This window comes from Gordonia sp. DT30 (assembly GCF_049844915.1).
Taxonomy (GTDB): Bacteria; Actinomycetota; Actinomycetes; order Mycobacteriales; family Mycobacteriaceae; genus Gordonia.
Genome location: NZ_JBNCLY010000024.1, coordinates 36,676 through 63,019, shown reverse-complemented (window position 1 = coordinate 63,019; position 26,344 = coordinate 36,676). Strand labels below are relative to the sequence as shown.

The 26,344-nt window shown below is 67.2% G+C and carries 24 protein-coding genes and 1 tRNA gene; 11 read left to right on the top strand and 14 right to left on the bottom strand.

The annotated features are described in order from the left end of the window. Window positions 1-170 precede the first annotated feature (170 nt). From ACLQ3C_RS18580 to ACLQ3C_RS18560, 5 genes are all read right to left on the bottom strand, one after another. Window positions 171-1,367: an adenosine deaminase family protein gene (locus ACLQ3C_RS18580; protein ID WP_425706572.1), complete on the bottom strand. Its 1,197-nt coding sequence runs from the start codon at window positions 1,365-1,367 to the stop codon at window positions 171-173. After that, window positions 1,364-2,068: a purine-nucleoside phosphorylase gene (deoD, locus tag ACLQ3C_RS18575; RefSeq protein ID WP_425706571.1), complete on the bottom strand. Its 705-nt coding sequence runs from the start codon at window positions 2,066-2,068 to the stop codon at window positions 1,364-1,366. The genes ACLQ3C_RS18580 and deoD overlap by 4 nt, the downstream gene beginning before the upstream one ends. 59 nt (window positions 2,069-2,127) lie before the next feature. Continuing rightward, on the bottom strand, window positions 2,128-3,804 hold the full coding sequence (locus ACLQ3C_RS18570; protein WP_425706570.1) for an ABC transporter permease: 1,677 nt from the start codon (window positions 3,802-3,804) through the stop codon (window positions 2,128-2,130). After that, the gene (locus ACLQ3C_RS18565; RefSeq protein ID WP_425706569.1) at window positions 3,801-4,634 is read right to left on the bottom strand and encodes an ABC transporter ATP-binding protein; all 834 of its coding nucleotides are present in this window, start codon (window positions 4,632-4,634) and stop codon (window positions 3,801-3,803) included. Before ACLQ3C_RS18565 ends, ACLQ3C_RS18570 begins: the two co-directional genes overlap by 4 nt. A gap of 73 nt (window positions 4,635-4,707) precedes the next feature. Next, window positions 4,708-5,760 carry an ABC transporter substrate-binding protein gene (locus ACLQ3C_RS18560; protein ID WP_425706568.1) on the bottom strand — a complete coding sequence of 351 codons (1,053 nt, stop codon included), beginning with the start codon at window positions 5,758-5,760 and terminating at the stop codon, window positions 4,708-4,710. A 171-nt stretch (window positions 5,761-5,931) separates the two neighbouring features. Between ACLQ3C_RS18560 and ACLQ3C_RS18555 the strand changes: the two genes are divergently transcribed. Together ACLQ3C_RS18555 and ACLQ3C_RS18550 are read left to right on the top strand one after the other, a co-directional pair. Then, window positions 5,932-6,948 carry a LacI family DNA-binding transcriptional regulator gene (locus ACLQ3C_RS18555; RefSeq protein WP_425706567.1) on the top strand — a complete coding sequence of 339 codons (1,017 nt, stop codon included), beginning with the start codon at window positions 5,932-5,934 and terminating at the stop codon, window positions 6,946-6,948. A 90-nt stretch (window positions 6,949-7,038) separates the two neighbouring features. Further along, complete coding sequence (locus tag ACLQ3C_RS18550; RefSeq protein ID WP_425706566.1) at window positions 7,039-8,256, top strand: HoxN/HupN/NixA family nickel/cobalt transporter; 1,218 nt, start codon at window positions 7,039-7,041, stop codon at window positions 8,254-8,256. A 43-nt stretch (window positions 8,257-8,299) separates the two neighbouring features. Here ACLQ3C_RS18550 and ACLQ3C_RS18545 read toward each other — a convergent pair whose 3' ends face one another. Both ACLQ3C_RS18545 and ACLQ3C_RS18540 read right to left on the bottom strand, forming a co-directional pair. Continuing rightward, window positions 8,300-8,584, bottom strand: a complete 285-nt coding sequence (locus tag ACLQ3C_RS18545) for a HigA family addiction module antitoxin (protein WP_425706565.1) — start codon at window positions 8,582-8,584, stop codon at window positions 8,300-8,302. Between the two features lie 19 nt (window positions 8,585-8,603). Next, window positions 8,604-8,885: a type II toxin-antitoxin system RelE/ParE family toxin gene (locus ACLQ3C_RS18540; protein WP_425706564.1), complete on the bottom strand. Its 282-nt coding sequence runs from the start codon at window positions 8,883-8,885 to the stop codon at window positions 8,604-8,606. A 136-nt stretch (window positions 8,886-9,021) separates the two neighbouring features. On the opposite strand from ACLQ3C_RS18540, the gene ACLQ3C_RS18535 reads away from it, so the two are divergent. The 3 genes from ACLQ3C_RS18535 to cobF all read left to right on the top strand — a co-directional run bounded on the left by ACLQ3C_RS18535 (window position 9,022) and on the right by cobF (window position 10,804). Further along, a tRNA-Arg gene (locus tag ACLQ3C_RS18535) sits at window positions 9,022-9,094 on the top strand. Between the two features lie 129 nt (window positions 9,095-9,223). Next, on the top strand, window positions 9,224-10,042 hold the full coding sequence (locus ACLQ3C_RS18530; RefSeq protein WP_425706563.1) for an SDR family oxidoreductase: 819 nt from the start codon (window positions 9,224-9,226) through the stop codon (window positions 10,040-10,042). Between the two features lie 3 nt (window positions 10,043-10,045). After that, on the top strand, window positions 10,046-10,804 hold the full coding sequence (gene cobF, locus ACLQ3C_RS18525) for a precorrin-6A synthase (deacetylating) (RefSeq protein ID WP_425706562.1): 759 nt from the start codon (window positions 10,046-10,048) through the stop codon (window positions 10,802-10,804). Window positions 10,805-10,825: 21 nt separating this feature from the next. Here the strand turns inward: cobF and ACLQ3C_RS18520 are convergent, their stop codons facing one another. Then, a complete protein-coding gene (locus ACLQ3C_RS18520) occupies window positions 10,826-11,569 on the bottom strand; it encodes a 3'(2'),5'-bisphosphate nucleotidase CysQ (RefSeq protein ID WP_425706561.1) in 744 nt (247 codons plus the stop codon). A 25-nt stretch (window positions 11,570-11,594) separates the two neighbouring features. Between ACLQ3C_RS18520 and ACLQ3C_RS18515 the strand changes: the two genes are divergently transcribed. Genes ACLQ3C_RS18515 through ACLQ3C_RS18505 form a run of 3 tightly spaced genes read left to right on the top strand, consistent with a single transcriptional unit; the run spans window position 11,595 to window position 14,072 of the window. Beyond that, a complete protein-coding gene (locus tag ACLQ3C_RS18515; RefSeq protein WP_425706560.1) occupies window positions 11,595-12,482 on the top strand; it encodes an Fpg/Nei family DNA glycosylase in 888 nt (295 codons plus the stop codon). 26 nt (window positions 12,483-12,508) lie between these two features. Further along, window positions 12,509-13,318 (top strand): SAM-dependent methyltransferase, encoded by an 810-nt coding sequence (locus ACLQ3C_RS18510; RefSeq protein WP_425706559.1) that lies wholly within the window; start codon window positions 12,509-12,511, stop codon window positions 13,316-13,318. Between the two features lie 10 nt (window positions 13,319-13,328). Next, complete coding sequence (locus tag ACLQ3C_RS18505) at window positions 13,329-14,072, top strand: SDR family oxidoreductase (protein WP_425706558.1); 744 nt, start codon at window positions 13,329-13,331, stop codon at window positions 14,070-14,072. Here the strand turns inward: ACLQ3C_RS18505 and ACLQ3C_RS18500 are convergent. Further along, window positions 14,053-14,778: a hypothetical protein gene (locus ACLQ3C_RS18500; RefSeq protein ID WP_425706557.1), complete on the bottom strand. Its 726-nt coding sequence runs from the start codon at window positions 14,776-14,778 to the stop codon at window positions 14,053-14,055. The two genes, ACLQ3C_RS18505 and ACLQ3C_RS18500, sit on opposite strands and share 20 nt — an antisense overlap. Window positions 14,779-14,796: 18 nt before the next feature. Here ACLQ3C_RS18500 and ACLQ3C_RS18495 point away from each other — a divergent pair, with 18 nt between their 5' ends. Further along, window positions 14,797-15,330 (top strand): hypothetical protein, encoded by a 534-nt coding sequence (locus ACLQ3C_RS18495; protein ID WP_425706556.1) that lies wholly within the window; start codon window positions 14,797-14,799, stop codon window positions 15,328-15,330. 19 nt (window positions 15,331-15,349) lie between these two features. Here the strand turns inward: ACLQ3C_RS18495 and pgi are convergent, their stop codons facing one another. The 3 genes from pgi to ACLQ3C_RS18480 form a co-directional block, all read right to left on the bottom strand. Next, the gene (gene pgi, locus ACLQ3C_RS18490; RefSeq protein ID WP_425706555.1) at window positions 15,350-17,053 is read right to left on the bottom strand and encodes a glucose-6-phosphate isomerase; all 1,704 of its coding nucleotides are present in this window, start codon (window positions 17,051-17,053) and stop codon (window positions 15,350-15,352) included. Between the two features lie 37 nt (window positions 17,054-17,090). Further along, the gene (locus ACLQ3C_RS18485) at window positions 17,091-17,855 is read right to left on the bottom strand and encodes a class I SAM-dependent methyltransferase (RefSeq protein ID WP_425706554.1); all 765 of its coding nucleotides are present in this window, start codon (window positions 17,853-17,855) and stop codon (window positions 17,091-17,093) included. An 82-nt stretch (window positions 17,856-17,937) separates the two neighbouring features. Continuing rightward, window positions 17,938-18,225, bottom strand: coding sequence for a chorismate mutase (locus ACLQ3C_RS18480; RefSeq protein WP_425706577.1), 288 nt, complete (start codon window positions 18,223-18,225; stop codon window positions 17,938-17,940). A gap of 296 nt (window positions 18,226-18,521) precedes the next feature. On the opposite strand from ACLQ3C_RS18480, the gene ACLQ3C_RS18475 reads away from it, so the two are divergent. Continuing rightward, on the top strand, window positions 18,522-20,318 hold the full coding sequence (locus ACLQ3C_RS18475; protein WP_425706576.1) for a hypothetical protein: 1,797 nt from the start codon (window positions 18,522-18,524) through the stop codon (window positions 20,316-20,318). Between the two features lie 52 nt (window positions 20,319-20,370). Here ACLQ3C_RS18475 and ACLQ3C_RS18470 read toward each other — a convergent pair whose 3' ends face one another. Continuing rightward, the gene (locus ACLQ3C_RS18470; RefSeq protein WP_425706553.1) at window positions 20,371-21,969 is read right to left on the bottom strand and encodes a hypothetical protein; all 1,599 of its coding nucleotides are present in this window, start codon (window positions 21,967-21,969) and stop codon (window positions 20,371-20,373) included. Between the two features lie 377 nt (window positions 21,970-22,346). On the opposite strand from ACLQ3C_RS18470, the gene ACLQ3C_RS18465 reads away from it, so the two are divergent. Continuing rightward, window positions 22,347-24,878 carry a UvrD-helicase domain-containing protein gene (locus ACLQ3C_RS18465; protein ID WP_425706552.1) on the top strand — a complete coding sequence of 844 codons (2,532 nt, stop codon included), beginning with the start codon at window positions 22,347-22,349 and terminating at the stop codon, window positions 24,876-24,878. 46 nt (window positions 24,879-24,924) lie between these two features. Here the strand turns inward: ACLQ3C_RS18465 and ACLQ3C_RS18460 are convergent, their stop codons facing one another. Continuing rightward, entirely contained in the window at window positions 24,925-26,049 is a 1,125-nt protein-coding gene (locus tag ACLQ3C_RS18460; protein ID WP_425706551.1) for a M23 family metallopeptidase, read from the bottom strand. Window positions 26,050-26,344 lie beyond the last annotated feature (295 nt).

The window sequence follows — 26,344 nt, the reverse complement described above, 5'->3', positions numbered from 1 at the left end:
TCACCCCCCAGTGAATACGACCACAGTGAATGCGATCAAACATCAGTTCGTCGCTGGTGCGTTCGAGTCTACGCCCGATCTGTCCGGTCGGCAACCATCGATCGAAGAAAGTTTCGGGATGGTGGTTGGTTCGGTACAGGCCGGGCGGAGAGCGCCCGGCCTGTCGACTTTTACGACGCCACCCGCGAGCCTGCGGCGAATGCGGCGATGTCGGTCTCGAATTCCGCTGCGAGCGCCCGCTTCTCGGGTCCGGAGAGGAAGGTTGCCTCGACTCCGGCGAGCGCGGCCATGGTGAACTCCGGTAGTCCCCAGCCGAAGTGCTGCTCGATGCGCGAGAACTCGCGGGTGAGCGATGTCTTCGACATCAGCCGGTTGTCCGGGTTGAGTGTCAGCGTGAAGCCCAGTTCGCGGAGCAGGTCGACGGGGTGGTTCTCGATTCCGTCGAGGACCCCTCCCTTCGAGTTCGACGACACGCACACCTCGAGCGGTACCCGCCGATCGATCACCCATCGGGCGGTGCGGCCGAGCCCCAGGATGGCCTCGCCCTCGGCGCGTGCTTGTGCCACTGCCTTGACGGCGGTGCGCACGTTGAGTGGCCGGCCGTTGAGGGTGACGTCCTCGATGACGCGAACGCCGTGGCCGAGACGGACGGCGTGCGCGAGATGAACTGTCTCCCAGACACTGTGCGCACCATCGCGCTCCCCGGTGTGGATCGTGTAGGGAACGCCCGCACGGTCGAGCAGCGTCGTCGCATCGAGGTGGTGGCGGATCGGAAAGCCGTCCTCGGGGCCGGCGATGTCGTATCCGGCAACGGTCTCCAGCTCGCCGTAGACCGACGCAGCCAGTCGCGCGATCTCGAAACTCAGCGTCGACGACCGCATTCCGCACAGCAACTGGCGGGCCCGGATGTGCCCGCCGGCTGCGGCTACGTCGGCCTCGCCTTGCCGCAGCCCGGCTTCCACAGCCTCCACCGCGACTCGGAGCGGAAGTCCCCCGATGATGTGTTTCTCAGGTGCCCAGCGGGTTTCGCCGTAGACCACACCGTCGGCGGCGGCGTCGAGCACCCATTCGCGCGCCACCCGAGCGATGTTGTCCTCGGTTTGCATGACCGACGTGGTCAGGCCGAACTTCTCGTCCCAGTGATTCACCCGTGGTTCGGTGATCTCGCCCCTGAGCCACGAGGCCATGTCTTCCGGATCTTCGTAGGGCAGCGCGACTCCGGACGACGCCGCGAGCTCGACGAGCGTCTCGGGCTGCAGCGACCCGTCCAGATGATCGTGGAGGGTGACCTTCGGGAACGTGAGCCACGGCTCGTCGGTGTCGGCCCAGCGCGGCGATCCGGTGCGGCTGATGTCGGTGATACTCATGCGAACGCCGCCAATGCCAGCGACACCATGTCGGTGAACGTCGTCTCTCGTTCTTCTGCGGTCATGTCGCCGCTGCCTTTCTTTTTGTCGCTGACGGTGCCGAGCATCAGTGATTCGAATCCTTCCTTCTGCGCCACGGCATAGAGTCCGGCGGCTTCCATGTCCACGCCGAGTGTTCCGTACTCGGCCAGGGCAGGTGCGATGCTGCGATCGGTCTTGTAGAACTCATCGGTGGTGTACAGCGGGCCGACGTGGACGGTGCGGCCAGTTGATTCGCCGTATTCCACTGCGCGACGCAATAATCCGAAGCTCGGGGCGTGGCTCATCGAGACACCCGGGACCCAGTTCGCGGTCAACGCCGAGTTCGTGTGGGCGCTCGATGCGGCGATCACGTCACCGACGTCGATGTGGCGGGCCAGCGCTCCGATCGTCCCGACCCGGATGATCCGCTTGACCTCGTAATGCCGGGCGAGTTCGGTGGCGTAGATCGCGAGCGAGGGGATGCCCATCCCGGAGGCGAGTACCGAGACCGGTCGGCCCTCGAACGTTCCGGTGTAGCCGAGGATTCCGCGGACCTCGGTGACCAACCGTGGCTCGTCGAAGAATGCTTCGGCGATTCGTTTGGCGCGGCGCGGATCACCGGGCATGAGTACATCCGCCGCGAAATCGCCCTTTTCGGCGCCGATATGAGGAGTAGGCACAGATTGCTTCCTTTGCAACAGTGAGTGATTGACAAAATTTCGGCCTTGCGGCGGCGCGTTCAGGAGAGTTGCGCAGGTGCGTAGCGCCGGAGTACCGCGCGTTCGGCCCAGGTGACGATTGCATAGAAGATCAGCGAGACGACGGTGAGTACGGCGGCCGCGGCCCACAGCTGGGTGTATTCCGAATGCGCCCGGGCCGACACGATCGTGTGACCGAGTCCGTCACCGGTGGCCAGCCATTCGGCGAGCGTCGCCGCCAGAATGGCCGTCGGAGCGGCGATTCGGGCGGAGGCGAACAGCGATGGAAGTGCATAGGGCAGTTGGAGTCTCCACAGTGAGGTCCATACCGACGAGTCGTAGCTGCGCATGAGTACCGCAGCATCGGCGGGAACCTGCCCAAGGGCGGTCTGGGTGTTGGCCAGGGTCGGGAAGAACGTGACGATGGCGGTGATGGCCACGACCCCGGGCAGATCCCGGCCCAGCGCCAGGATGAGTAGTGGTATCAACACGATGATCGGCACCGACCGTAGAGCGACAGCAAGGGGAGTGAGAACTCGTGCCACGACGGGAAAGGTGACGAAGGCGACTGCCATGAGCACCCCGATGACGAGGCCTGCGATGTAGCCGACGCCGGCATGCAACAGCGTGGTACCCAGGGCGCCGATCAATTCCGACCGGTTGTCGGCGGCCTCGGGGGAGTCGAACAGGAACTCGTAGACGTCCTGTGGACCCTTGCCGACAAACGGTGAGAGGTCGAAGACCTTCAGATATGCCCACCAGGCGAAGACGATGACGACCAGTGATGCGACGGTGAACACCACTCCGGTCACCGTCCGCCGCAGCAGCGAGTGTGGGGCGCGAGGTTGTGCCGGCGCGGTGGAAATGGTCGACGACCACGGTGCCACCCAGCGGCGCAGAGCGCCGAGGAGCGCGTAAGGGATGGCTGCCAGCGCGGTCACCAACACGGCGACCGACCACACACGCGCGAGGTCCAGGGACATCAGTCCGTTGATGAGGAGAACACCCAAACCCGTTTTGGCGCCGATGAACTCGCTGAAGATTGCGCCCAGAGCGGCTGCGGCCGCACCGATCTGGAGGCCGGTGATGATGGCAGGGATCCCCGACGGGATTCGGATGAGAGCCAGTTTGCTCAGTGAACCGCCACCCCATGCGGTGACCATCGTCAACGGCCCCCCATCGGCCGATCGCAAGCCGAGCATCGTGCCGACCAGCGTCGTGAAGAAGACGGCCAGCGCGGCCAGGGTGACCTTCGCGGTGTCCGGGGTGAAGGTCAGCTGCAGGATCGGATTCACCGCGACGAGCGGCAGACAGAAGATGGTCAGTGCCAGTCGCAGGAAGATCGACTCGAATGCGGGGAACTGGACGAAGACGATGGCGACGAGAATGGCGAGGACGTTGCCGATGAACCAGCCGCGCACGGCAATCCACGCCGTCGCGGTGAAGTTGCGCCAGTACAGATCGGAATCGGAGATCAGACTCTCGATGATGGCACTCGGCGCGGCGATGACCCCGCGGTCCGACAGCCAGAGATCGGCCGCGACCTCCCAGATGACCAGCATCGCGATGCTGACGAGCAGCGTCGTCAGCCATCCCCGGAGCTTGCCCCGGCGAGCGTCGCGCCGCAGACGTTCTCGCTCACCCGACACCGCGGCGGCGCGCGCCGCCGAGCGGTCGGAGCCCAGTGTTCCGGTGGACATACCGAGGGACACACTCATTCACGCACCCCCGTGGTGACGGCGCCGGCCATCTCGCCGTCGGTGACCAGATCGTTCTCGTCGTCGTCCATTCCCGAATGCAGCAGCGCGGACAACTCATCACACACCTGGTGGAATTCGGGGGTGGACAACAAGTCCCGGGTGCGCGGGCGCGGGAAGTCGATGACCTTCTCGCTGACGATGCGGCCCGGCCGCGGAGACATGACGACCACCCGGTCGGCAAGGAAGGCCGCCTCGGAAATGGAGTGCGTGACCAGCAGGGCGGTCGCGCTGGTCGCCGACCACAACTTCTGCAGTTCCTCGTTCATCCGCTGCCGGGTGATCTCGTCCAGCGCGCCGAACGGCTCGTCGAGCAACAGGATCTCCGGTTCGGTGACGATGGCCCGTGCGATCGCCACGCGCTGTCGCATGCCGCCGGAGAGCTGAGCCGGCCGTCCGTCGGCGAATCCCGAGAGACCCACCATGTCGATGAGTTCGTCGACCCGCTGCCGAGACACCTTCTGCCGCATGACGACACCGGGTAGCCGGATGTTGTTGCGTACGGTGCGCCAGGGCAGCAGGGACGGATCCTGTAGGGCGAGGCCGAGCCGGTGCGCTTTGCGGATCGCTCGTGGACTCTCACCGTGAATGGTCACCTCGCCGGCCGAGTGGGATTCCAGGTCGGCGAGGATCCGCAGGATGGTCGACTTGCCGCAGCCCGACGGCCCCAGCAATGCGGTGAACGATCCGCGTGGCACGGCGAGTGAGACGTCGTCGAGGGCGAGCACGTCGCGTTTGCTCGACGAGTACACCTTGGTGACGTTGGAGAGTGTGAAGCCTGATCCGTTCACGAATTTCCTCCGATGAATGTGGGGGACTGCGGCGGTGGGGCCGGCGCCGGGAATGGCCGGCCCCACTCGGCCACTACGAGACCGTGTTGCGTCCCTGGTAGATGTCGTGCAGCAATGAGGTGTCGAACAGTGACTTGCTGACGCCCTTGACCCCGAGTTCGGTCAGCGTCGACACGTTGTGGTTGATGCCGTCGTCGGAAACCCAAAGCAGTCCATGGGCTTTCGTGTCCGGCGTGACCAGTAGGTCCAACTGGCGCTGTGCTTGCTTGGTCTGCTCCTCGACGGTCAGACCGCCGTTCTTGGCGTATTCGTTGACCGTCACCTCCGCGGCTTCGGCCGGGTTCTGGACATACGCTTGCCATCCTTGGATCTCGCCCTTGAGGAATCCTTCGATCGACTTCCGCGACGCGGCGTCCTGCAGGGTCGACCGGCGGACCGCGTAGACCTGCGCGTAGACATCGAATCCGTAGTCGGCGGCCAGCATCGTGACCGGAGTCTTACCGGTCTTCTCCTGATAGGCGACGGGCTGCTCGGCGTAGAAGGACCAGAGGCCGTCGACCTCACCCGAGACGAGCGGGGCGATGTCGAAACTCACGGGCACGCTGGTGACCGAGGATTCCGGGATGTGATTGTGTGCGAGCACTGCACTTTGTGAGGCCTCGTCGTTGGAGGGCACGCCGATCTTCTTGCCCGCCATGTCGGCAGGGGTACGAATCGGCTTGTCCGGCGTCGAGAGCACAGCGAGCGGGTTCTTCTGGAAACCGGCCGCGATGATCACCAGGTCGGCGCCCTGCGCGTTTGCTCGCGCGACGGTGTCGGCGTTGCCCATCGCGATGTCGGCCTGGCCGGAGGCGAGAGCCGCCATCGAGTCGACCTCGGGTCCGCCGGGCAGGATGTCGACGTTGACGCCGTTGGCCTTGTAGAAGCCGTGCTTTTCGGCGAGGTAGCTGCCGCCGAACTGGACGAGCGGGATCCAGGACGTCTGCAGTTTGAGATTGCCGCTTGCCGCCGAATCACCGCTGTCGCCGCCCGATGAGCAGGCGGCCAATGACACTGCGGTCACCACACTGATCAGTGCGACGGCGACGCGTGTGGACAGGCGACGCGGGAGAAGAAAGCTGGCCATGGTTCTCCGTATCCAAATCGTTTTGCATGATGTTTGCGGGAACGCTACGTCGCCCCTGTTTCGCCACTATTTCGCGATGTTAACGGACCGTGAACCCCTGGTAGGGGCTCATTACCCTCATACAAACCGGTTTGCATACCGCAAACGGTCGGGGATGTTAGCCTCACGGCTGTGTCGGAATCCAAGCAGCGCCCCTGGACGATGCAGCAGATCGCCACGGCGGCCGGAGTGAGCGTCACGACCGTGTCGCATGCGCTGTCGGGCAAGCGGCCGGTGAGTCCATCCACTGCCATGCGCATCCGTCGGATCGTCGACGAGTTCGGCTATGCGCCCAATGCCAGTGGGCAACAACTGAAGACCGGGCGCACCCAGGTGATCGGGCTCGCCGTCCCGGACATCTCGCACTACTACTTCAGCCACATCGCCAAGGCGGTCGAAGAGGCTGCCGACGAGCTCGACTACGGTGTCATCACCGCAAGCACGTTCAATGCCGATCCACGGCGCGAGAAGCGCTGTTTCAACATGCTGCGGACCGGGTTGATCGATGGCCTGATCTACACCGCGTCGCGCGAGCGGGTACCCACCGACGAGCTCGCACGGGCTGCGTCGCGCTCGCATATCGTCCTGGCCGACGAGGCCATTCCGTCCCTCGGCGCCGTGCCCTCGGTGACCTCGGACGACCACCATGGCGGGCATTGTGTCGCAACGTATCTCGCGTCTCTGGGGCATAGCCGGGTGGTGATCATCAGCGGCTTCCCCGGCCTGGCCTCCCAAGTCGAACGTGTCCGGGGGATGCGGGAGGTGTTCCCGCACGCGTTGGTTCTCCACGGTGACTTCGAGATGTCCTCGGGGTATCGGCTGATCTCCGACCTACTCGCCCAGAATGCCGACTTCACCGCCGTACTCACCTGCAACGACCTGATGGCCGTCGGGGCGATCCGGCGTCTCGTGGAAGCCGGGCGCCGGATACCCGACGATGTCTCGGTGACCGGCTACGACGACATCGACATGGCCGAAGTCGTCACGCCGCCGTTGACGACGGTGCGGCAGAACACCTCTGAGATCGGCCGCCGCTCGGCCCGGATGCTGATCGACGCGTTGGACGCCGACCCGGACATGGCTCAGTCGTCGGTGCTGTTGCCCGCCGAGTTGGTGGTTCGTGCTTCCACTGCTCGACCGCGGAACTGAGGCACCACCGAGACCCGTCGGTGGATACACGTGCGTCCAGCCGCTTCATCTGTTGAGATGAACAGGTAATCGGATGAGGAGTTCGGCTGGATGGCAACGCAATACGCCCGAGAGGGACATATCGGACCTCGGTCGCTGCGGGATCGTGCGGCGCAGCTGCGTCGGTCCCTGACACGGGCGGAGTGGGGCAGCATCGGCGGCATGGTCGCGGTGATCGGCGCCCTGCACGTCATCGGGTGGGTCACCCTGGTCGTGTTCGTCGCACCACACGACTTCTCCGTCGGACAGAAGACCCTGGGGCTCGGCGTCGGGGTGACCGCCTACACCCTCGGGATGCGGCACGCCTTCGACGCCGACCACATCTCCGCGATCGACAACACCACCCGCAAACTGCTCGGCGACGGGCAGCGGCCGCTGACCGTGGGATTCTGGTTCTCCCTTGGGCATTCGTCCGTCGTGTTCGGCCTGGCCATTCTGCTCGCCTTCGGGATCCGCGCGTTGGCCGGCTCGGTCGATGACGATTCGTCGGCCCTGCATCACTACACGGGACTGATCGGCACGACGGTGTCGGGCGGATTCCTCTACCTCATCGCCGCGATCAACATCGTGATCCTGGTCGGCATCATCAAGGTGTTCCGGTCGATGCGTCACGGCGTCTACGACGAGGCCGAGCTCGAAAAGCAATTGAACAACCGGGGTTTCATGAATCGGCTGCTCGGCCGGTTCATGAAGGCGATCACCCGGCCGTGGCAGATGTATCCGCTCGGCGTGCTCTTCGGCCTCGGCTTCGACACCGCCACCGAGGTCGCACTCCTCGTCCTCGCGGGCACCAGCGCCGCCGCCGGGCTGCCCTGGTACGCGATCCTGTGCCTGCCGGTCCTGTTCGCCGCCGGGATGAGCCTGTTCGACAGCATCGACGGCACCTTCATGAACTTCGCCTACGGATGGGCCTTCGCCAACCCCGTCCGCAAGGTCTACTACAACCTCACCATCACCGGCCTGTCGGTCGCGGTTGCCGTCATCATCGGCACCATCGAGATCCTCGGACTGCTCACCGACCAGTTCGGGTGGAGCGGACCGTTCTGGGACGACGTGTCGGGCATCGACCTCAACATCGTCGGATACGCCATCGTCGGCCTGTTCATCGTCACCTGGGTCGTCGCCGTGGTGGTGTGGCGGATCGGGCGCTTCGAGCAGCGGTGGGCGGTGGCTGCCGCGGTCGCCGACGGCTCTGCGGCGCGCAGCGACCAGGTTGATCCGGCGCCCGAGGACATTACTGCGGGTACGCCTCGCGCTCGTCGTGAGTGACCAACCTGGGATGGCGCAGCCCGATACTCCCTCCGGCAAGGATTCAACTTGCCAGTGGGGTGATGTCGGAGACGTCGGTCGTGGATCGGGTGACTTCGAGGTCATAGCGGAGTTGCATGTTCAGCCAAAAGCTTTCGGACTGTCCGAAGAGGCGCCCGAGCCTGATGGACGTGTCGGGGGTGATTGCGCGGCGGCCGTGGACGATCTCGTTGATGCGGCGCGGCGGCACGTGGATGAGCTCGGCGAGCTTGCGCTGCGAGAGGCCGTAGTCCGGGAGGTAGTCGGCGGCGAGTGTCTCGCCGGGGTGGATCGGGTCGAAGTCGGGCATCGGGTTCTCCTGTCTGCGGTTAGTGGTAGTCGGTGATTTCGACGTCGGCGGGGCCGGTCGGCGTCCAGATGAAGCACACGCGGTATTGATCGTTGATCCGGATGCTGTGTTGTCCGGCTCGGTTGCCGGCCAACGGCTCGAGTCGGTTGCCGGGCGGAGACGCGAGGTCTGAGAGGACCTGCGCAGCGTCGAGTGCTTGCAACTTGCGGTGAGCCATCCGGGTTACCTCTGGACCCAGGCGGCGAACAAACATGCGCGCCCAGACTCGCTGTGTGTCCTTGTTGGCGAAGGACTGGATCACGGACCGAGCGTAACGCGTAACGTTACACATATCAACGTTGGGCTCGAGGGCATTGCCCCACCCGGTGAACGCCCGCGTTAGACTCCCCGTGTCGGCCACGGGCCCGCCGGGTCGACAGGGTCGGTGCGCCGGCCGCGCCTCAGTAGCTCAGGGGATAGAGCATTCCTCTCCTAAAGGAAGGGTCGCAGGTTCGAATCCTGCCTGGGGCACGGTGACATCCTTGCGGTCCACCACCGGAATCCGTAAGACATTGCTCTCGGAAACCGCTTGCGATGTCGTACCGATTCCGTCGCCGACGGCCCGCACCGGCCCCTGCGCACTGCGCTACGGTGGCAGCCGTGGTCTCCCAGAAAGCTCAGACAGTTCTCGTCACCGGTGCGACCAGCGGAATCGGGGCCGAGGTGGCGCGACAGATGGCAGGCAAGGGGCATCGGGTGTTCGGCACCACCCGCAATCCCGCCACGGTCGCCGACCCGATCCCCGGTGTCACCTACGTGCGGCTCGACAACGCCGACTACGCCTCGGCCACCGCGTGCGCCGCGGAGGTCGGCGACGTCGACATCCTGATCAACAACGCGGGCGAATCGCAGGCGGGTGCCCTTGAGGACACGCCCATGAGCGCCATCGAGGACCTGTTCCGGGTCAACGTGTTCGGGCCGATCGCGCTCACCAAGGCGGTCCTGCCCGGCATGCGCGCCCGCCGGCACGGGACGGTGATCATGGTCGGGTCGATGCTGTCGAGCTTCCCGGTCGCGTTCCGCTCCGACTACGCGGCGACCAAGTCGGCGCTGAAGGCCTTCGCGCTGGCGGCTCGGCGCGAGGTGGCGCCTTACGGAATCCGGGTGATCAGCGTCGAACCGGGCACCATCGCCACCGGTATCGGCGATCGCCGCAGCATCCACATCGCCGACGGCTCGCCGTACGCAGAGGAGTTCGAGACACTCGCCGCGGCCACCCGCCGCAACGAGGAGTCGGGTATCGATGCCGCCACGATGGCCCGGGTGATCGTCGACGCGGCGCTCGCCGAACATCCGAAGCCGTTCTACGCCAAGGGAAACAGCGCCGAGATCGTCTTCGCGTTGCGTCGGTTGTTGCCACGCCAGATCATCCTCGACTTCACCGCGCGCAAACACGGCCTGCCCCGAATCAAGCTCTGAGCCATGCAGATCACCATCCGCGTCATCGGCATCGGTCCGGGCGATCCGCGACAGCTCACCCTGCAGGCGATCGAGGCGATGGCCGACGTCGACGTCTTTCTTGCCTTGGCCAAGGGGGAGACGAAGGACGGGCTCCTGCAAGCGCGTCGCGACATTCTCGAACGCCATGCACCACAAGGGTATTCGATGGTGGAGGTGCCCGATCCGCCGCGTGATCGGCACCCCGACGACTACGCCGCCGAGGTGCGGCGCTGGCACGCGGCGCGTGCCGAGCTGATCGCCCGCACCATCACCGAGCACGTGCCCGACGGTGGTATCGCGGCGTTCCTCGTCTGGGGTGATCCGGCGCTCTACGACTCGACCCTGCGCATCGTCGACGACCTCACCGCCCGCGGCGATCTGGACGTGGCGCTCGAGGTCATCCCCGGCGTCACCAGCGCGTCGGCGCTGACCGCCGCGCACGCGATCGTGGCCAACCGCGTCGGCGAACCCATCCACATCACCACCGGCCGCCGACTCGCCGACACCCCGCCCGGCGCCGACACCAACCAGATCGTCATGCTCGACGCCGACCTCGCCTTCCGCCACACCGCCGACGCCGACGACCACATCTGGTGGGGCGCCTACCTCGGCACCCGCGACGAGATCCTGATCAGCGGACGCGTCGGCGAGGTCGCCGACGACATCGCCGCCGCCCGCACCGAAGCGCGGGAACGGATCGGCTGGATCATGGACATCTACCTGCTCCGCAAGGCGCGGTAGCCCGCCACCACCGGTGAGTCCTCACCACCACACCTCGCCGACGACCTCGAGGATGCCCGCCGCGAGTTCGGGCCGGCAGATGACGAAGTCGGGCATGTACGGCTGCGGCTGGTTGTAGACGATGGGCGAGCCGTCGAGGCGGCTGCAGTGCAGCCCGGCGGCCAGGGCCACCCCGACCGGGGCGGCGTTGTCCCACTCGTATTGGCCGCCGGAATGCACGTAGGCGTCGACGTCACCGCGGACCACGGCCATCGCCTTGGCCCCCGCCGAACCGATCGGCGTCGGGCGCAGGTCCAGTCGCTGTGCCACCGCCGCGACCTCGTAGCTGGTGCCCCACCGCGAGGCCGCCATGCAACCCGATGGCTGCGCAGGCGGCGGCGTGACGGTGTCGGTGCGGAAGACCTCGCCCAGCGCGGGCAGTCCGACGGCCGCATCGGTGACGGCGCCGTTCTCGGTGAGTGCGACGTGCACGGCCCAGTGGTCGCTGCCCGCGGCGAACTCGCTGGTTCCGTCGAGCGGATCGATGATCCAGACCCGTTGCGCCGCAGTACGGTCGCCGACGTCGGCCGCCTCCTCGCTGAGCACGGCGTCATGCGGCCGGTGCCGGCGCAGCACCGACCCGATCCATGCCTGCGCGAGCGCATCGCCCGCGTCGCCCAACAGCCGACCGCCCAGCAGGTCGCCCGAACGGACCCCCAGCAGGATTTCTCCGGCCCCGGCCGCGATGCGCGCGGCCAGCTCGGCGTCGGAAAGGGCGGAACTCATCTGTTCACTAGAGCACACTGGTGTCATGCCCGAACTGCCCGAGGTTGCCGCGATCGCCGATTTCGTCGACGGACGTGCCGCCGGATTCCCGATCCGGCGCGTCGACGTCGCCTCCCTGTCGGTCCTGAAGTCCGCCGATCCGCCGTATACCGCGCTCACCGGCCGCATCGTCGAATCGGTCGGCCGGGTGGGGAAGTACCTGATCGTGCGCACCGTCCCGGGCGCCGACACCGATCCCGAACCGGTGATCAACCTGGTCGTCCACCTGTCGCGTGCGGGCTGGCTGCGCTGGAGCGAGGAGCTCTCGCCCCGGCCGTTGCGCCCCGGCGGCAAGAGCCCGATCGCGTTGCGCGTGCACTGCGGCCTACCGGGCGAGGGATTCGACGTCACCGAGGCGGGCACGCAGAAGCGGCTGGCGGTGTGGATCGTCCGTGATATCACCGACGTCGAGCGGATCGCCTCACTGGGACCGGATGTGCTCGCACTCGACCGGGACGAGTTCGCCGACATCCTCGCCGGCGCGTCGGGACGCATCAAGAACGTGCTCACCGATCAACGGGTGCTGGCCGGGATCGGCAACGCCTACTCCGACGAGATCCTGCACGCCGCCCGGTTGTCGCCGTTCGCGACCGCGAAAACCCTGACCGCAGAACAGGTCGATGCCCTCTACGAGGCGATGCGCGACATCCTGACCGACGCGATCGGCCGGCTCGAAGGCCAGGGAGTCGCGAAACTCAAGTCGGAGAAGCGCACCGGGCTCAAGGTGCACGCCCGTACCGGATTGCCGTGCCCGGTGTGCGGTGACACGATCCGGGAGGTCGCCTTCAGCGACCGCTCGTTCCAGTACTGCCCGACCTGCCAGACCGGCGGCAAGGTGCTCGCCGACCGCCGGATGTCACGGCTGCTGAAGTGACCGGGGCTGAAATGACCCGGGCCGAAATGACCAGCGCCCCGGCCGCGGAGGATTCGCTGGTGACCCGGCTCCGCGCGGCGGGATGTGTGTTCGCCGAGGAGGAGGCGTCGATCCTGCGGGAGGCCGCCACCGACGACGAAGACCTGGTGCGAATGTGTGCGCGCCGGGTCGCCGGGGAGCCGATCGAGCACATCGTCGGATGGGTGGAATTCGCCGGCCGGCGCCTGGCCGTCGGCCCCGGGGTGTTCGTGCCGCGCAAGCGTTCGGAACTCCTGGCCGCGGTGGGTATCGCCGCAGCTGCCGAACGGGTGCGGCCGGTCATCGTCGAACCCTATTGCGGGGCAGCGCCATTGGCGGCGACCATCCGCGACTGGCTGCCGGATGCGCGGGTGTACGCCACCGATGTCGACGAGACCGCACTGCGGTACGCGCGCCGAAACCTCGGCGACCCCACCAGCGTGTACGCCGGGCCGGATCTGACCGCATTGCCTGCGGCACTGCGTGGTTCGGTGGACGTGATCGTCGCGGTCCCGCCCTACGTCCCCGACACCGCGCTGGCGTTGATGCCGCACGAGGCCGCCGACCACGAGCCGCACCGCGCCCTGCTCGCCGGTCCCGACGGCCTCGACCACCTCACCACGCTCGCGGCGCAGGCTCCGCAGTGGCTCGTCGACGGTGGCGTCCTCGCGATGGAGCTGAACGCCGAGCAGATGCCCGCGGTGATCGCCCGCGCGCCGCACGCGGAACTCACCGTGTTCGCCGACGACGACTCGCACACCGTCGTCGTGCGTCTGACGTTCGCCCGGCCGAACCGAGGTGGGGACGAGGTCCGGTAGGTTGGCGACCGTGAGTCGACGCGACAAGATCCTGATCACCGGCGCGAGCTCGGGACTCGGCGAGGGCATGGCCCGCGAGTTCGCCGCCAAGGGCCGATCCCTGGCGCTGGCCGCTCGGCGGACCGGCCGCCTCGACGCTCTCGCGAGCGAATTGCGGGGCAGCGCAGCACAGGTCGCCACCGCCGGGCTCGACGTCACCGACGTCGACGCGGTGCCGGTGGCCTTCCGGAAGCTGCGAGACGAACTCGGCGGTCTCGACCGCGTCATCGTCAATGCCGGACTCGGCAAGGGCGCACCGCTCGGCACCGGCAAGATGCACGCCAACATCGAGACGGTCCAGACCAATCTCGTCGGCGCGCTGGCCCAGGTGGAGGCGGCGCTGGAGATCTTCCGCGCCCAGGGGCACGGCCACCTGGTGCTGGTCAGCTCGATGAGTGGGGTACGCGGTCTCCCCAAGGCGCAGACCGCGTACTCGGCGTCGAAGGCCGGTCTGACGGCGCTCGGGCAGGGGCTGCAGGCCGAGTTCGCGAACTCGCCCATCACGGTGTCGATCCTGCTGCCCGGCTACATCGAGACCGACATCAACCGCGGCGTCAAGACCGCCATGATGACCGACACCGACAAAGGTGTGCGCGCGATGGTCGAGGCCATCGAGGCCGAGAAGGCCTATGCGCCCGTCCCGGGGTGGCCGTGGGTCCCGATCGCGGCGGCACTGCGATTCCTGCCGTCGGCGATCACGCGCCGGATGGTCTGACAGATGAGGGCGCACCGCTCGAGGTCGGCGGGGCGGGCGTGCCCCACACGACGGGTGACGCCTTGAAGTCGAATCCGTCCGCGGTGGTGGTGTCGGCCCAGTAGATGACGCTGCCGAGCTTCTGCTCGGAATCGGCGTAGGCCACCAGACAGGTGGCGTAGGCATCGCCCCGCTTCATCGTCTCCGGCGGCGACGGATTCGCGCACGCGGCCAGCGACACCGGCGGCGGCAAGGTCAGCGCCGGAGTCTTCCCGTCGACGCTGCCGGCCAGCCCGACCACCTTCGGGGCCGGTGCCGGCCGCGCGGCCAGCGAGGTCACCGTCACGTAGATGAAGTAGGCCTTGCCGCCCTGCGTGGCCGAATCCGGTACCCCTTCGCCCGGGGTGATGCCGGTGACCGTGTACATCGCGGTCGGCCCGTTCGGTGCGAAGGCGTCGGCGGGCAGGACCGCCGAACCGCCGAAGGCCAGCGCCGCACCCGGGGACGTGCGCGGCGGTGCACCCGGCGGCACCGACACCGAGGCCGACGTCGGAAACGACGAGGTACCCGGGGCCGAGGACGGCGTCGATGAGGAACACGCGCTGAGTGCCGACACGGCCGACACGCTTGCCACGAGTCCCACCAGAAGGCGGCCGGTCACCATGCGATGGCGCCGTTGCGCCCGATTCGACAGTCGCGGCGCACGCGACGGCACAGACGTTCTCACCTGCGTAAGGTAACCGATGTGTCGATTCACCACAGTCAACTGGTAGCCCGTGGCGCATTCCAGCTCCTCGGATCCGCCGATGCCGAGTCCGTCGACGAGCTGCTCCGCGACGTGTTCGGACGCGATGACATCGCCACGGTGGGCGCCGATTGGCGCGGCATCGTCTACTTCACTCTCGCTGACGATCCGGACATCGACGCGAACGCGGTCATCGGATTCGACGCCTCCAGCGGCAATTCCGGTCCGCTCGCGACCGTCGACGAGGTGATGGCCGCCCTCGGCGACGGCGACATCGCCGAGGCGGTCGATGCCGAGAGCTTCGACGCGTGGCGCAGCGCCACCGGCACGGCGGATATCGCGGTCGGTCAGTGCGTGCCGCCGGTGATGCCCGAGTTCATCGGCGGCGATCCCGCCGAACGCGTCACCGAACCGACGTCGCTCGTCTCCCACATCGCCAGCTGCGCCGCACTCATGGGGCGTATCGAGCAACTCGGACTGGCCCCTGGCGACGAGATTCCCGAGGACATCTTCGATTCCACGCGCTGGGAGTGACGGCACGGTGCACTGGCCGTCAGGCCTGCCGACCGCGGTGGGAGCGATACCACCGGACCAGCTCGTCACTCGACGAGTCACCTAGTGGCGCAGGGGGTGTGGAGTCGGTGATGACCCCGAGCAGTTCCATCGCCTGGGTCTTGCCGAGTTCGACACCCCACTGGTCGAAGGAATTGATGCCCCAGATCGCGCCCTCGACGAAGACCTGATGCTCGTAGAGCGCGATCAGCTGGCCGATCACCGACGGCGTGAGCTCCGGCGCGAGGATCGACGTGGACGGCCGATTTCCGGGCATCACCTTGTGCGGCACCACATCCGGGTCCACGCCCTCGGCGGCGATCTCGTCGGCGGTCTTGCCGAATGCGAGGACCTTGGTCTGCGCGAAGTAGTTGCTCATCAGCAGGTCGTGCATCGAGCCGGTGCCGTCGGCTGTCGGCAGATCGTCGGTGGGCACGGCGAATCCGATGAAGTCGGCCGGGATCATCCGGGTGCCCTGGTGCAGCAACTGGTAGAACGCGTGCTGTCCGTTGGTGCCCGGCTCACCCCAGAACACCTCGCCGGTGTCGGTCGTCACGTGGTGCCCGTGCGCGGTGACCGACTTGCCGTTGGACTCCATGGTCAACTGCTGCAGGTAGGCGGCGAAGCGTGCCATGTCGTTGGAATAGGGCAGTACCACCCGTGATTGGGCATCGAAGAAGTTCGAGTACCACAGGCCGATCAGGCCCAGGATGACCGGTGCGTTCTGTTCGAGCGGCGCGGTCCGGAAGTGTTCGTCGACGACGTGGAATCCGTGCAGGAACTCGCCGAACCGTTGCTTGCCGATCGCGGCCATGACCGAGAGGCCGATCGCCGAATCGACCGAATACCGGCCGCCGACCCAGTCCCAGAAACCGAACATGTTGGCCGTGTCGATCCCGAAGGCCGAGACGCGGTCGGCGTTGCTGCTCACCGCCACAAAGTGTTTGGCCACCGCATCGTCGGCGGCACCGAGCTCCGACAGCAGCCACCGCTTGGCGGCGGCAGCGTTGGTGAGGGTTTCCAGCGTCCCGAAAGTCTTGGACGCCACGATGAACAGCGTCGTCTCGGCGTCGAGACCGGCGAGGGTGGCCACCATGTCGGCGGGGTCGACGTTGGAGACGAAATGGCAGTGGATCGGTGAATCGACGTAGTGGCGCAACGCCTGATACACCATCACCGGGCCGAGGTCGGAGCCGCCGATGCCGATGTTCACCACGTCGGTGATGGCTTTGCCGGTGTGGCCCTTCCATTCTCCGCTGCGGAGCCGGTCGGTGAAGGTGCCCATGGCGTCGAGTACCTCGTGTACGTCGGCGACCACATGCTGCCCGTCGACGACGAGTTCGGCGTCGGCGGGCAGCCGCAACGCGGTGTGCAGGACGGCCCGATCCTCGGAGGTGTTGATGTGGACGCCGGCGAACATGGCGTCGCGTCGCCGTTCGAGGCCGGCTTCCCGAGCGAGACCGAACAGCAATTCCAGGGTTTCGCGCAGCACACGATGTTTGGAGTAGTCGATGTGCAGGTCGCCGACATCGACGGTGAGCTCTCGGCCGCGGTCCGGATCGGCGGCGAAGACCTCCCGCAGATGCATCGAGTGGACGTGATCCTGGTGGGCGGCCAACGCCTGCCAGGACCGGGTGCCGGTGATGTCGTGACCGCTGGTGTCGAGGTCGCTGCTGTCGAGGCCACTGTCGGAGACGTCGCTCATGGATGCCACCCTATTCGGTTGGCGCGTCGCGTGAAGGTCAACGAACCGTCCCCCGGGCGTACCAGGCACGGGCGGTGAGGGTGAACGGGCCCTCGGGAAGCTTGGGCCGGCACAGTTCCCGGAGTCGCTCCTGCCGATCGGCGGGCAGCGACGCGAGATGGTTGCCTGCGGGGCCGACCGCGAAGGTGAACGGTGTCCAGAAGTCGTCGAAGTCGGTGTATTCGGCGTGCGCCAACAGCTCGCCGTCGACGACGTCGTCGAGTCCTGCCACGCGCAGTCGCCGCGCGATGTCACCCCGGGAGACACCCACATTCATCTGCTCGCCCACCACATCGGGATCGAGTTCGCGGGCGGCCTGCCAGAACACGGCCAGCATCGTCATCCCGCCCTCGACGAGATCCCACATGCAGGCGGCGACGACGCCGCCCGGCCGGGTGACCCGCGCCATCTCCCGCAGACCCTGATCGGCGTCGGTCATGAACCCGACGACCAGGCAGGAGGCAGCGGCGTCGAAGACCGCATCCGGCCACGGCAGGTCCTCGGCCGCGCCCTGGCGGACATCGGCGCCGGGGACGCGCTCGCGACAGGCGTCGACGAACTGTGGTGCGGGATCGATGCCCGCGACGTTGCCGGCGCCGACGCGCTCGGCCAGCACGCCGGTGAGTCCGCCCGGCCCGCAACCCACGTCGAGCACGCGCGCGCCGGCATTCACGCCCGCGGCATCGACGAGCGCCGGCGCGAGGGTGCGCGTGTAGCGCCCCATGAACCGGTCGTAGTTCTCGGCAGGGGAGGTGAATCCCATGGCTCCACCCAACGCCCGGGCGGGAAACGCTGTCAATGGCTGCCGGACCGGACGTCCGACGAACGATGGATATGCGGCCGCGTCAGCGACCCAGCGGCCCTCGCCCGAGTCGCAGCAGCAGCATCGCGAGGGTGTGTCCCTCCTGGCCGAGCTCGGCGAACCGCTCGAGGACCTTGACCTCGCGGCTGTGGACGAGCCGCGGCCCACCCGAGGCCATGCGGACCGCGCCGACCTTCTTCGACACCGCCGACCGGCGTTTCACCGCGGCAAGAATGATCGCATCGAGGCGATCGATCTCCCGGCGCGACACATCGATGTCGTCGGCGAGACCCGAGACGTCGGCCTCGAGCCCGTAGTAGCCGAGGTCGATGGAATCGGCGAACGACGCGCCCGTGCTCTTGTCCGGCCCGGATTTGTCCGGCCCGGTGGTCGCCGGACGGGTCGGGTCGGGGCTCGACGAGTCGCTGGGGTCGGTCACCGTGCCGATTTTGCCACGCGCGCGCCGCGCCGTGGACACTGGTCGCCATGCCGAGACACCGGGAGACGACAGCCCCATCCACGCGGCCCGCTTCGGGGGCGTCGGATTCGTCGGTGCATCGGTGGGCGTCGGTGGCAGTGCCTGCGGCGATCATCTTGATCGTTGCGCAGCTGATCGTGCGCGGCTGGATGGTGGCGACCGGAAACTTCTACTGGGACGACCTCATCCTCATCGGGCGTGCGTCGACGATGCCGATCCTGTCGTGGGACTACCTCGGGCACAGCCACGACGGTCACTTCATGCCCGCGGCGTTCCTGGTGGCCGGCATCTCGACAGTGTTGGCGCCGGTGCACTGGGTCGCCCCCGCGATCACGCTGCTGGTGTTGCAGGCGCTGGCCTCGGTGTCGGTATGGCGCATGATCCGCGTCCTGACCGCGCCCGCCGACGGTGGTCCGCGCCGCGGGCTCGTCGAACTCGCGTCCGTCGGCGCGTTGGCGTTCTACTTGTTCACGCCGATGACGGTGCCGTCGTTCGTGTGGTGGGCGGCCGGACTCAATGCATTGCCGATGCAGGCGGCGATGGCATGGATCGTCGCCGATGCGGTACTGCTGGCCCGTGGTGTCGCCGACCCGCGGCGGGTGCGGCGCATCGTCATCCGGTCGTCGCTGATCTTTCTGCTCGCGCTCACCTTCTTCGAGAAGTCGCTGTTCATCCTGCCGGTCGCGTTCGTCGTCGCGGTGCTGGTGAGCCGCGCGAACAGCCGTCCCGATGACGACGCCGCCGCGCACGGCACCGGGGCATTGGGCGTGGCCTTCGTCAACGGCCGCCGGTTGTGGGCGCCGCTGGCGGTGATCTTCGTGGCGTGGGGACTGCTGTTCTTCTCGGTCTCGGATGCGACGGCCGGCCAGCACTCCGTGTCACAGACCGCGCAATTGGTGTGGCGTTCGATCAATCGCGGAGTGATCCCCGCGCTCGTCGGCGGTCCGTGGAACTGGGAACGCTGGGTGCCGAGCCCGCCGATGGGATTCTCCGCGACCTGGATGGTCGTCCTCGGGTGGCTGCTGGTCGCCGCGGTCGTGATCTGGGCGGTCCGCGCACGGGTCGGCGCCGTGGCGGTGCTCGTGTGCACCGCGCTCTACCTCGTGGCCGCGCAGATCCCGGTGATGTGGAATCGGTCGTCGGCCAACACCGCCCTCGAACTGGCCCAGACCATACGGTACCTACCGGATGCGGCGCTGGTGCTCACCATCGCGCTCGCCCTGCTGATCGCGGCACCGGTCCGTCGGAAAGCTGGAGAGCCGCAACAGATTTCAGATATCGGCAGGGTTTCGACGGCGGCCGGGGTGGCCCTCGCCGTGGCCGCGGCGCTGGCGTTCGCGTCGTCGCTCATCTCCACGGCGTCGTATCAATCCTCGTGGACCGACGACCCGACGGGTGCCTACCTGGCCAACGCGAAACGGGCGCTGGCCGCCAACCGGGACAACACGATGTTCGATCAGGCACTGCCCCTCGAGGTGCTGCTGCCGGTGGCGTATCCGTACAACCAGATCAGCGCCACCTTCGGCCGCCTCGACGACCGTCCGACGTTCGGCGACAGCACCGACCGCCTGTTCGTGCTCGACAACGCGGGCAACCTCACGCCGGGTGCGGTCACCCCGCGCCGCACCATCAAGGCGGGGCGGGGGACATGTGCGCGGCCCGAGGTGACCGGTCCCGCCGCGCTGCGGCTCGACGGCCCGCTGATCGACTGGCGGTGGACGATAGCGCTCGGCTACTGCTCGAACATCACCGGCGACGCCGAGATGTCGCTGGCCGGCGGGCATGCGGTCCGGGTGCGATTGGCCGCCGGCCTGCACGTTCTCTACGTGCAGCTCGACGGCCACGGTACCGAGGTCCGAATCCGGCCGGTCACACCATCATTGGCGGTGCACACCGGTGACGGACGGGTCGGCGAGGTCGTCGACGCCCGGCTGCTCGGCCAGTAGCCGGACGGGTCGGACGCCCCCGCTCGGCTATCCGGCCTCAGCTTCCCCTACCTCAGCTACCCTGACCCGTTTCGGGCGGGTCGAAGTAGACCGAGATCTTGCTCGACTGGCCGGACTGGAGGACAAGTCCCTTCAACGCGTCGGCCGTGGATTGTTCGGCCACGTAGTAGGCGATGCGCCCGTCGTCGCCGATCGCCGCGACCTGCTTGGCCATCTGGTCGCGCAGCGTGGCGGTGCCCGCCCAGCTCGAATCGAAGCTGATGCCCGTGACATGTTGGGCGTACCCGGGAGCGAAGGTGATCAGATAGGCGCCGGCGGGTCCGTAACCATCGAAGAGGTAGTCACCGCGTTTGACCGCGTAGCTACTCGGCAGGCCGGTGTGCTCGGAGGCGTAGGTGGCCGCGGGTGGTTGCTTGGTTCCGGTGCGGACCATCGTGAACTGACGCTTGGTGGCCTCGCTGTTGTCGTCGAGGTAGTTGTTCAGCGTGTCGGCGCCGTAGTCGAGGAACGGCAGGTACGAGAAGGTGACGTTGGGCCGGATCGAGCCCCCACCGGAACCCAGGTTGGTCGCGGTGCAGCGGGTGGTGGCGGTGCGATCGAAGTCCACGCGGATCACCGGCGTGCAGGTGCCGCCGAGCGCCCCGGCCGGGCGGCCGTTGACCACGAAATTGACGGTCAGTCCGTAGTTGACGTGCCCGGTCTTGTTGTCCGAGCCGTTGTAGGGCTTGCCGCTCACGGTGATGTCGTATCCGCACGCCACGTTGGAGCAGTCACCGGTCTGCTTCCAGCCGACCTGGTCGAGCTGCAGGCCGGGCTGCTTGTCCATCGTCATGCCGGGCAGCGGCGCCGACGCGAGATCGGCGATCAGGCCGTGCTGCTTGGTGAAGATGGGGGACACCTGGTCGAAGGACATCGGCGTGACGTCGGTGTCGATGGAGGTGCTGACGTCGCCCTCCTTGTAGTCGCCCTTGAGATGGGTGATCGCCTTGGTACCGGCATCGAAGGTGATCTCCCAGGCCCCGGCCTTGACCTTGTTGTCCGCGAGCTGCTGGATCACCGGATCGGAGGTGGGCCAGTAGCGGGCGTCGGGGGTGTCGCGGTTGGGTGCCGGCAGCTGCGCGCCGAGGGCCGGCGGATGCACCAGATCGTTGTTGCCCATGCGTCCGGCCAGCACGATCGGCGACAGTGCGTAGCCGAGGTTCGGCAGCGCCCATTCGCCGCTGGCCCACTTGTTGTCCGTCGGCGCCAGATCCACATTCGGCTGCGACGAGCCGAGGATCGTCTTCCAGAACGCAACCGGGGCCTTGGTGAAGTAGTAGTTGCCGATCTGGGTGTAGGCGCCCTGCTGCCCGTTGACCCGGATGGTGCCGTCGACGTTGCCGGACAGCGCCACCTGCAGATCGGAGAAGTCGACCCTCAGGGTGCGGCCACTGGCATATTTGCGGGTCAGCGACCCGGTGTACCGCGCACCCGGACTGCTGCCGTATTGAAAGGCGGTCTGATCGAGGCTCTTCTGTGCGCGGAAGGCTGCGGTCGGTTCGGCCGCGCCCGAGAGGCTCCACGGAATGAACGACAGGACCAGCGCGACGATCACCGCCACCGCGCCGACGCTGGAGAGGACCAGGCCAATGACCTTCGAGGTGTTCTTCATCGCTCGCTTCCCGGGGCAGTGGGCATCGGACCGCGCAGCGCGACGATGTCCGTTTTCGGCCGAATGGTGACAACACTAGACATCGTCGGGCTACGTCCGGGAAACCGCCTGTGATGACTGAATGACGCATCCGGGGGTAGGTGCGTTCCTGCTCGCCGGGGCGTGGTGGCGCCCACGCGCGAACGCTGTGCTGCTGACTCGCTCACTCGGCCTCCCCCTGCCCACACGCGGCCGGTCCACCGCAGACTTCGCAGGCCCCCGCCTAATCGCCTGCGCGGTCATCGTAGCCGGTACACCCCGTCCGCCCGGACCAGGCCACGCCCGCGCCCTTGCGGGCCGGAATCGGTGTCGGTGGGCCGGAGTAGCCTGACATATCGATGACCACCAGCTCTGCACCCGACGCCCGCACCCGGAATCTGCGCCCCGCCGGCACCGCCGCACCCGTCCCGGCGACCGGCGCCGCGGCGTCCGACGACCGGATCGAACAACTCCTCGACGGACTCAATCCGCAGCAACGTGCCGCCGTCGTGCACAGCGGAGGGCCGCTGTTGATCGTCGCCGGCGCCGGCTCGGGCAAGACCGCCGTCCTCACCCGCCGCATCGCGTACCTCCTGGCGGCTCGTGACGTCACGCCCGGCCAGATCCTCGCCATCACCTTCACCAACAAGGCGGCCGCCGAGATGCGCGAGCGTGTCATCGGCCTCGTCGGTCCGCGGGCGGCCTACATGTGGGTGTCGACGTTCCACTCCACCTGTGTCCGAATCCTGCGGGCCCAGTCGGCTCTGCTGGGTAATCGCAATTCCAGTTTCTCCATCTATGATGCCGACGATTCAAAACGTCTGTTGGGCATGATCATCCGCGATCTCGACCTCGACCCCAAGAAATTCAGTCCACGCGGGCTGGCGGTCAGCATCTCGAATCTGAAGAACGAGCTGACCGAGCCCGAGCAGGCGCACGCCGACGCCGGTGACGAGCCGACCGCCCGCACCGTCGCCGAGATCTACGCGGAGTACCAGCGGCGCCTGCGGACCGCCAACGCCTTCGATTTCGACGATCTGATCGGCGAGACCGTCGCCCTGTTGCAGCGGCATCCCGAGGTCGCCGAGTACTACCGCCGCCGCTTCCGGCACGTCCTCGTCGACGAGTACCAGGACACCAACCACGCCCAGTACGTGCTGGTCCGGGAATTGGTGGGGCGCGAGGAGTCCGGGTCGGCGGTGCCGCCGTCGGAGTTGTGTGTCGTCGGTGATGCCGACCAGTCGATCTACGCGTTCCGCGGTGCCACGATCCGCAACATCGAGGAGTTCGAGCGGGACTTCCCGAACGCCGAAACCATCCTGCTGGAACAGAATTACCGGTCGACGCAGACCATCCTCTCGGCTGCGAATGCCGTCATCGCCCGCAACCCGAATCGCCGGGACAAGCGGCTGTGGACCGACTCGGGCGATGGCGAGCTCATCGTCGGGTATGTCGCCGATTCCGATCGTGAGGAGGCGACGTTCATCGCCACCGAGATCGAGCGGCTGACCGACCACACGATCGGCGGCGCGCAGTCGAACACCTACTCCGACATCGCCGTGTTCTATCGCACCAACACCGGATCCCGGGCGCTCGAAGAGGTCTTCGTCCGCCACGGCATCCCGTACAAGGTGGTCGGCGGCACCCGGTTCTACGAACGCAAGGAGGTGCGCGACGTCGTCGCATACCTGCGCGTCGTCGCCAATCCGGAGGATTCGGTGAGTCTGCGGCGCATCCTGAACACCCCGCGCCGTGGTATCGGGGATCGCGCCGAGGCCTGTGTGGCCGTACACGCCGAGAACCGGGGGATCTCGTTCTACCAGGCGCTGCTCGAGGGAGCGCAGGGCCAGGTGCCGCTGTTGAACACGCGCGCGGTCAAGCAGATCGGTGGCTTCGTCGATCTCATCGAGGGTCTGCGCAACACCTTTCTGGCGACCTTCGGTGAAGGTGGTGGCGAGGGCGCCGATGTCGCCGTCGCCGACGCGACCGATGAGGGCGCCGATATCGGCGAACTGGTCGACGCCATCATCGACCGCAGCGGCTACCGCGCGGAGTTGGCGGGATCGAATGATCCCCAAGATGGCGCCCGACTGGACAACCTCAACGAATTGATCTCGGTGGCAATGGAATTCAGCCGCGATGCCGCCGAGGCCGCCGCCGCCGAGGACGACCCGGAAGAGGCCGCGCAGATGCGGGAAGGCGAGCCCGAACCGGGTTCGCTCGCGGCGTTCCTCGAGCGCGTCTCACTGGTCGCCGATGCCGATCAGGTCCCCGATGAGGGTGCCGGGGTGGTCACCATGATGACCCTGCACACCGCCAAGGGCCTGGAGTTCCCGGTGGTTTTCGTCACCGGCTGGGAGGACGGGCATTTCCCGCACCTGCGGGCACTCGGTGACCCGGCGGAGCTGAGCGAGGAGCGGCGCCTGGCCTATGTGGGCATCACCCGCGCCAAGCAGCGTCTCTACCTGACCCGCGCGGTCACCCGTGCATCATGGGGACAGCCGGTGTCGAATCCGGAATCGCGCTTCCTGCAAGAGATTCCGCAGCATCTTCTCGAGTGGAGGCAGAGCGGGCGGCGCCGATCCGGCCGCGGTGGCTCGTCGGGCAGCTCCTCGGGCAGCTTGTCGGGCGGAGTGTTCGGCCGCGGCGACGCGTCGGGTTCCCATGGTGCGCTGGGTCGCTCGTCGTTCTCCACCGACCCGAATCGGGGTCGCAACAAGCAGATCCACCTGGACGTGGGCGATCGGCACAATCACCCGAAATACGGGATGGGCAAGGTCGTTGCGCGCGAGGGCAGCGGTGCCACCGAACGCGTCGTCATCGATTACGGCGGCAAGACGGGACGGGTCACGCTGCTGACGGCAGGCGGCATCCCCGGCGACAAATTGTGAGAGATACGAGAACGGCCCGGCGACTGCTGGTGAGAACGAGCCGGCGTCAGCCCGTGTAGTTGGACATGCGCACGCCGTGCTCGGCGAGCCACGGGGCGGGGTCGATCTTGGTCTTGCCGTCCTTCCACACCTCGAGATGGCAGTGCGGGCCGGTGGACTGGCCGTCGCTACCCACCAGACCGATGACCTGGCCGGCGGTGACGTGCTCGCCCTTGTGCACGAGGACCCCGTTGGAGAACATGTGTCCGTAGACGGTGATGGTGCCGTCGGGTGCCTGGACCTGAATCCAGTTGCCGAATCCCGACGCGGGACCGGCCTCGCGGATGACGCCGTCGGTGACCGCGTGAATCGGCGTGCCCAGCGGCGCCGCGAAATCCAAGCCGCCGTGCATCACGCCCCAGCGCATCGCATACAGCGAGGTGAGCTGATACTGGCCGAGCGGGATCGGCGACATGTACTCGGGCAGCAACGCGGCGGCCTTGCGGGCCGCCTCGGCGTCGGTGAGTTGCTTGCCGACCGTCAACTGGCTGCTGTACATACCGGTGTCCTGCGGATGCTGGGTGGACGCGGGCGCGACGCCCGGCCCGGTGTCGGCGGCACCGGCTGCCGCATCGCCGACGGTGGCCGCCGGGACCGGGGTGGCCGGGGTGGCGTCATCGGAGGACTCGGCCTGTGTCATCGCCGCGGCGACGGCAGCACCTGCGGCCACGGCCACTAGCGCGACGCGGCCGCTGCGAAGAGCGGTCGGGGGAGCGGCGATGCGGTGCTTGCCGCCCGAGCGCTTGGTCTTGCCGGCCGGAACGCGCCGGAAGGCAGGCTGTTCGGAGACCGAGCCGACGCGGTCGTCGTCGGAGAACTCGTCGACCTCGGCGCCGAGGACATCGAAGGGTTCGTGGTGGGTGTACTCGTCGAACTCGCCCTCGGGGATCAGGATGTCCTGAGTGACCTCCGAGGTCGAGGTCTTGCGCTGCGGGCCGTTCCAGTCGGTGGGGTCCCAGTCGGGAGCGTCCCACTCGAAGTCGGTGGTATCGGTGTGCACGACCGGGATGATCGTGGTCATCTCCTCGGCGGTCAGGTCATCGATCCGCTCGTCACGGCGTCGACGTCCACCGACCACCGCGGTACCGGATACCGACCGGCCTGGAAAGTCCCGCTCCGCCAAGTCGTCCACCTCACTAACCTCTGCTGTGCGCCCAGGGTTTTCCGAATGCTCGGAAGAGATGGCAGATGAACCACTTCTTCGCCCGGGACTGCCTGCCGACGGTAACGAAATGATTGCGACAAGTCCAACCCTGTGGTGAAAATTGGCTCGATAAAGTGAGCTGAGTCACAGGGTGGTGACTTTCGTGCAACGTCTGCATTCAGGGGGCCGGCGGAAGACGAAAGTAGGCCCGCCGACCGAGCGAGTGATCTGTCGCACAAGCGGAGGAGGTGTCCTGAACGCCGCCACGCGGCGGGTTTAGAGT

What these genes read in the sequence shown, in the direction of transcription:
- ACLQ3C_RS18580 (WP_425706572.1), bottom strand. Translation starts at nt 1,367, where the DNA reads ATGAGTATCACCGACATCAGCCGCACCGGATCGCCGCGCTGGGCCGAC.
- ACLQ3C_RS18570 (WP_425706570.1), bottom strand. Translation starts at nt 3,804, where the DNA reads ATGAGTGTGTCCCTCGGTATGTCCACCGGAACACTGGGCTCCGACCGC.
- ACLQ3C_RS18560 (WP_425706568.1), bottom strand. Translation starts at nt 5,760, where the DNA reads ATGGCCAGCTTTCTTCTCCCGCGTCGCCTGTCCACACGCGTCGCCGTC.
- ACLQ3C_RS18550 (WP_425706566.1), top strand. Translation starts at nt 7,039, where the DNA reads ATGGCAACGCAATACGCCCGAGAGGGACATATCGGACCTCGGTCGCTG.
- ACLQ3C_RS18545 (WP_425706565.1), bottom strand. Translation starts at nt 8,584, where the DNA reads ATGCCCGACTTCGACCCGATCCACCCCGGCGAGACACTCGCCGCCGAC.
- cobF (WP_425706562.1), top strand. Translation starts at nt 10,046, where the DNA reads ATGCAGATCACCATCCGCGTCATCGGCATCGGTCCGGGCGATCCGCGA.
- ACLQ3C_RS18520 (WP_425706561.1), bottom strand. Translation starts at nt 11,569, where the DNA reads ATGAGTTCCGCCCTTTCCGACGCCGAGCTGGCCGCGCGCATCGCGGCC.
- ACLQ3C_RS18515 (WP_425706560.1), top strand. Translation starts at nt 11,595, where the DNA reads ATGCCCGAACTGCCCGAGGTTGCCGCGATCGCCGATTTCGTCGACGGA.
- ACLQ3C_RS18510 (WP_425706559.1), top strand. Translation starts at nt 12,509, where the DNA reads ATGACCAGCGCCCCGGCCGCGGAGGATTCGCTGGTGACCCGGCTCCGC.
- pgi (WP_425706555.1), bottom strand. Translation starts at nt 17,053, where the DNA reads ATGAGCGACGTCTCCGACAGTGGCCTCGACAGCAGCGACCTCGACACC.
- ACLQ3C_RS18485 (WP_425706554.1), bottom strand. Translation starts at nt 17,855, where the DNA reads ATGGGATTCACCTCCCCTGCCGAGAACTACGACCGGTTCATGGGGCGC.
- ACLQ3C_RS18475 (WP_425706576.1), top strand. Translation starts at nt 18,522, where the DNA reads ATGGTGGCGACCGGAAACTTCTACTGGGACGACCTCATCCTCATCGGG.
- ACLQ3C_RS18470 (WP_425706553.1), bottom strand. Translation starts at nt 21,969, where the DNA reads ATGAAGAACACCTCGAAGGTCATTGGCCTGGTCCTCTCCAGCGTCGGC.
- ACLQ3C_RS18465 (WP_425706552.1), top strand. Translation starts at nt 22,347, where the DNA reads ATGACCACCAGCTCTGCACCCGACGCCCGCACCCGGAATCTGCGCCCC.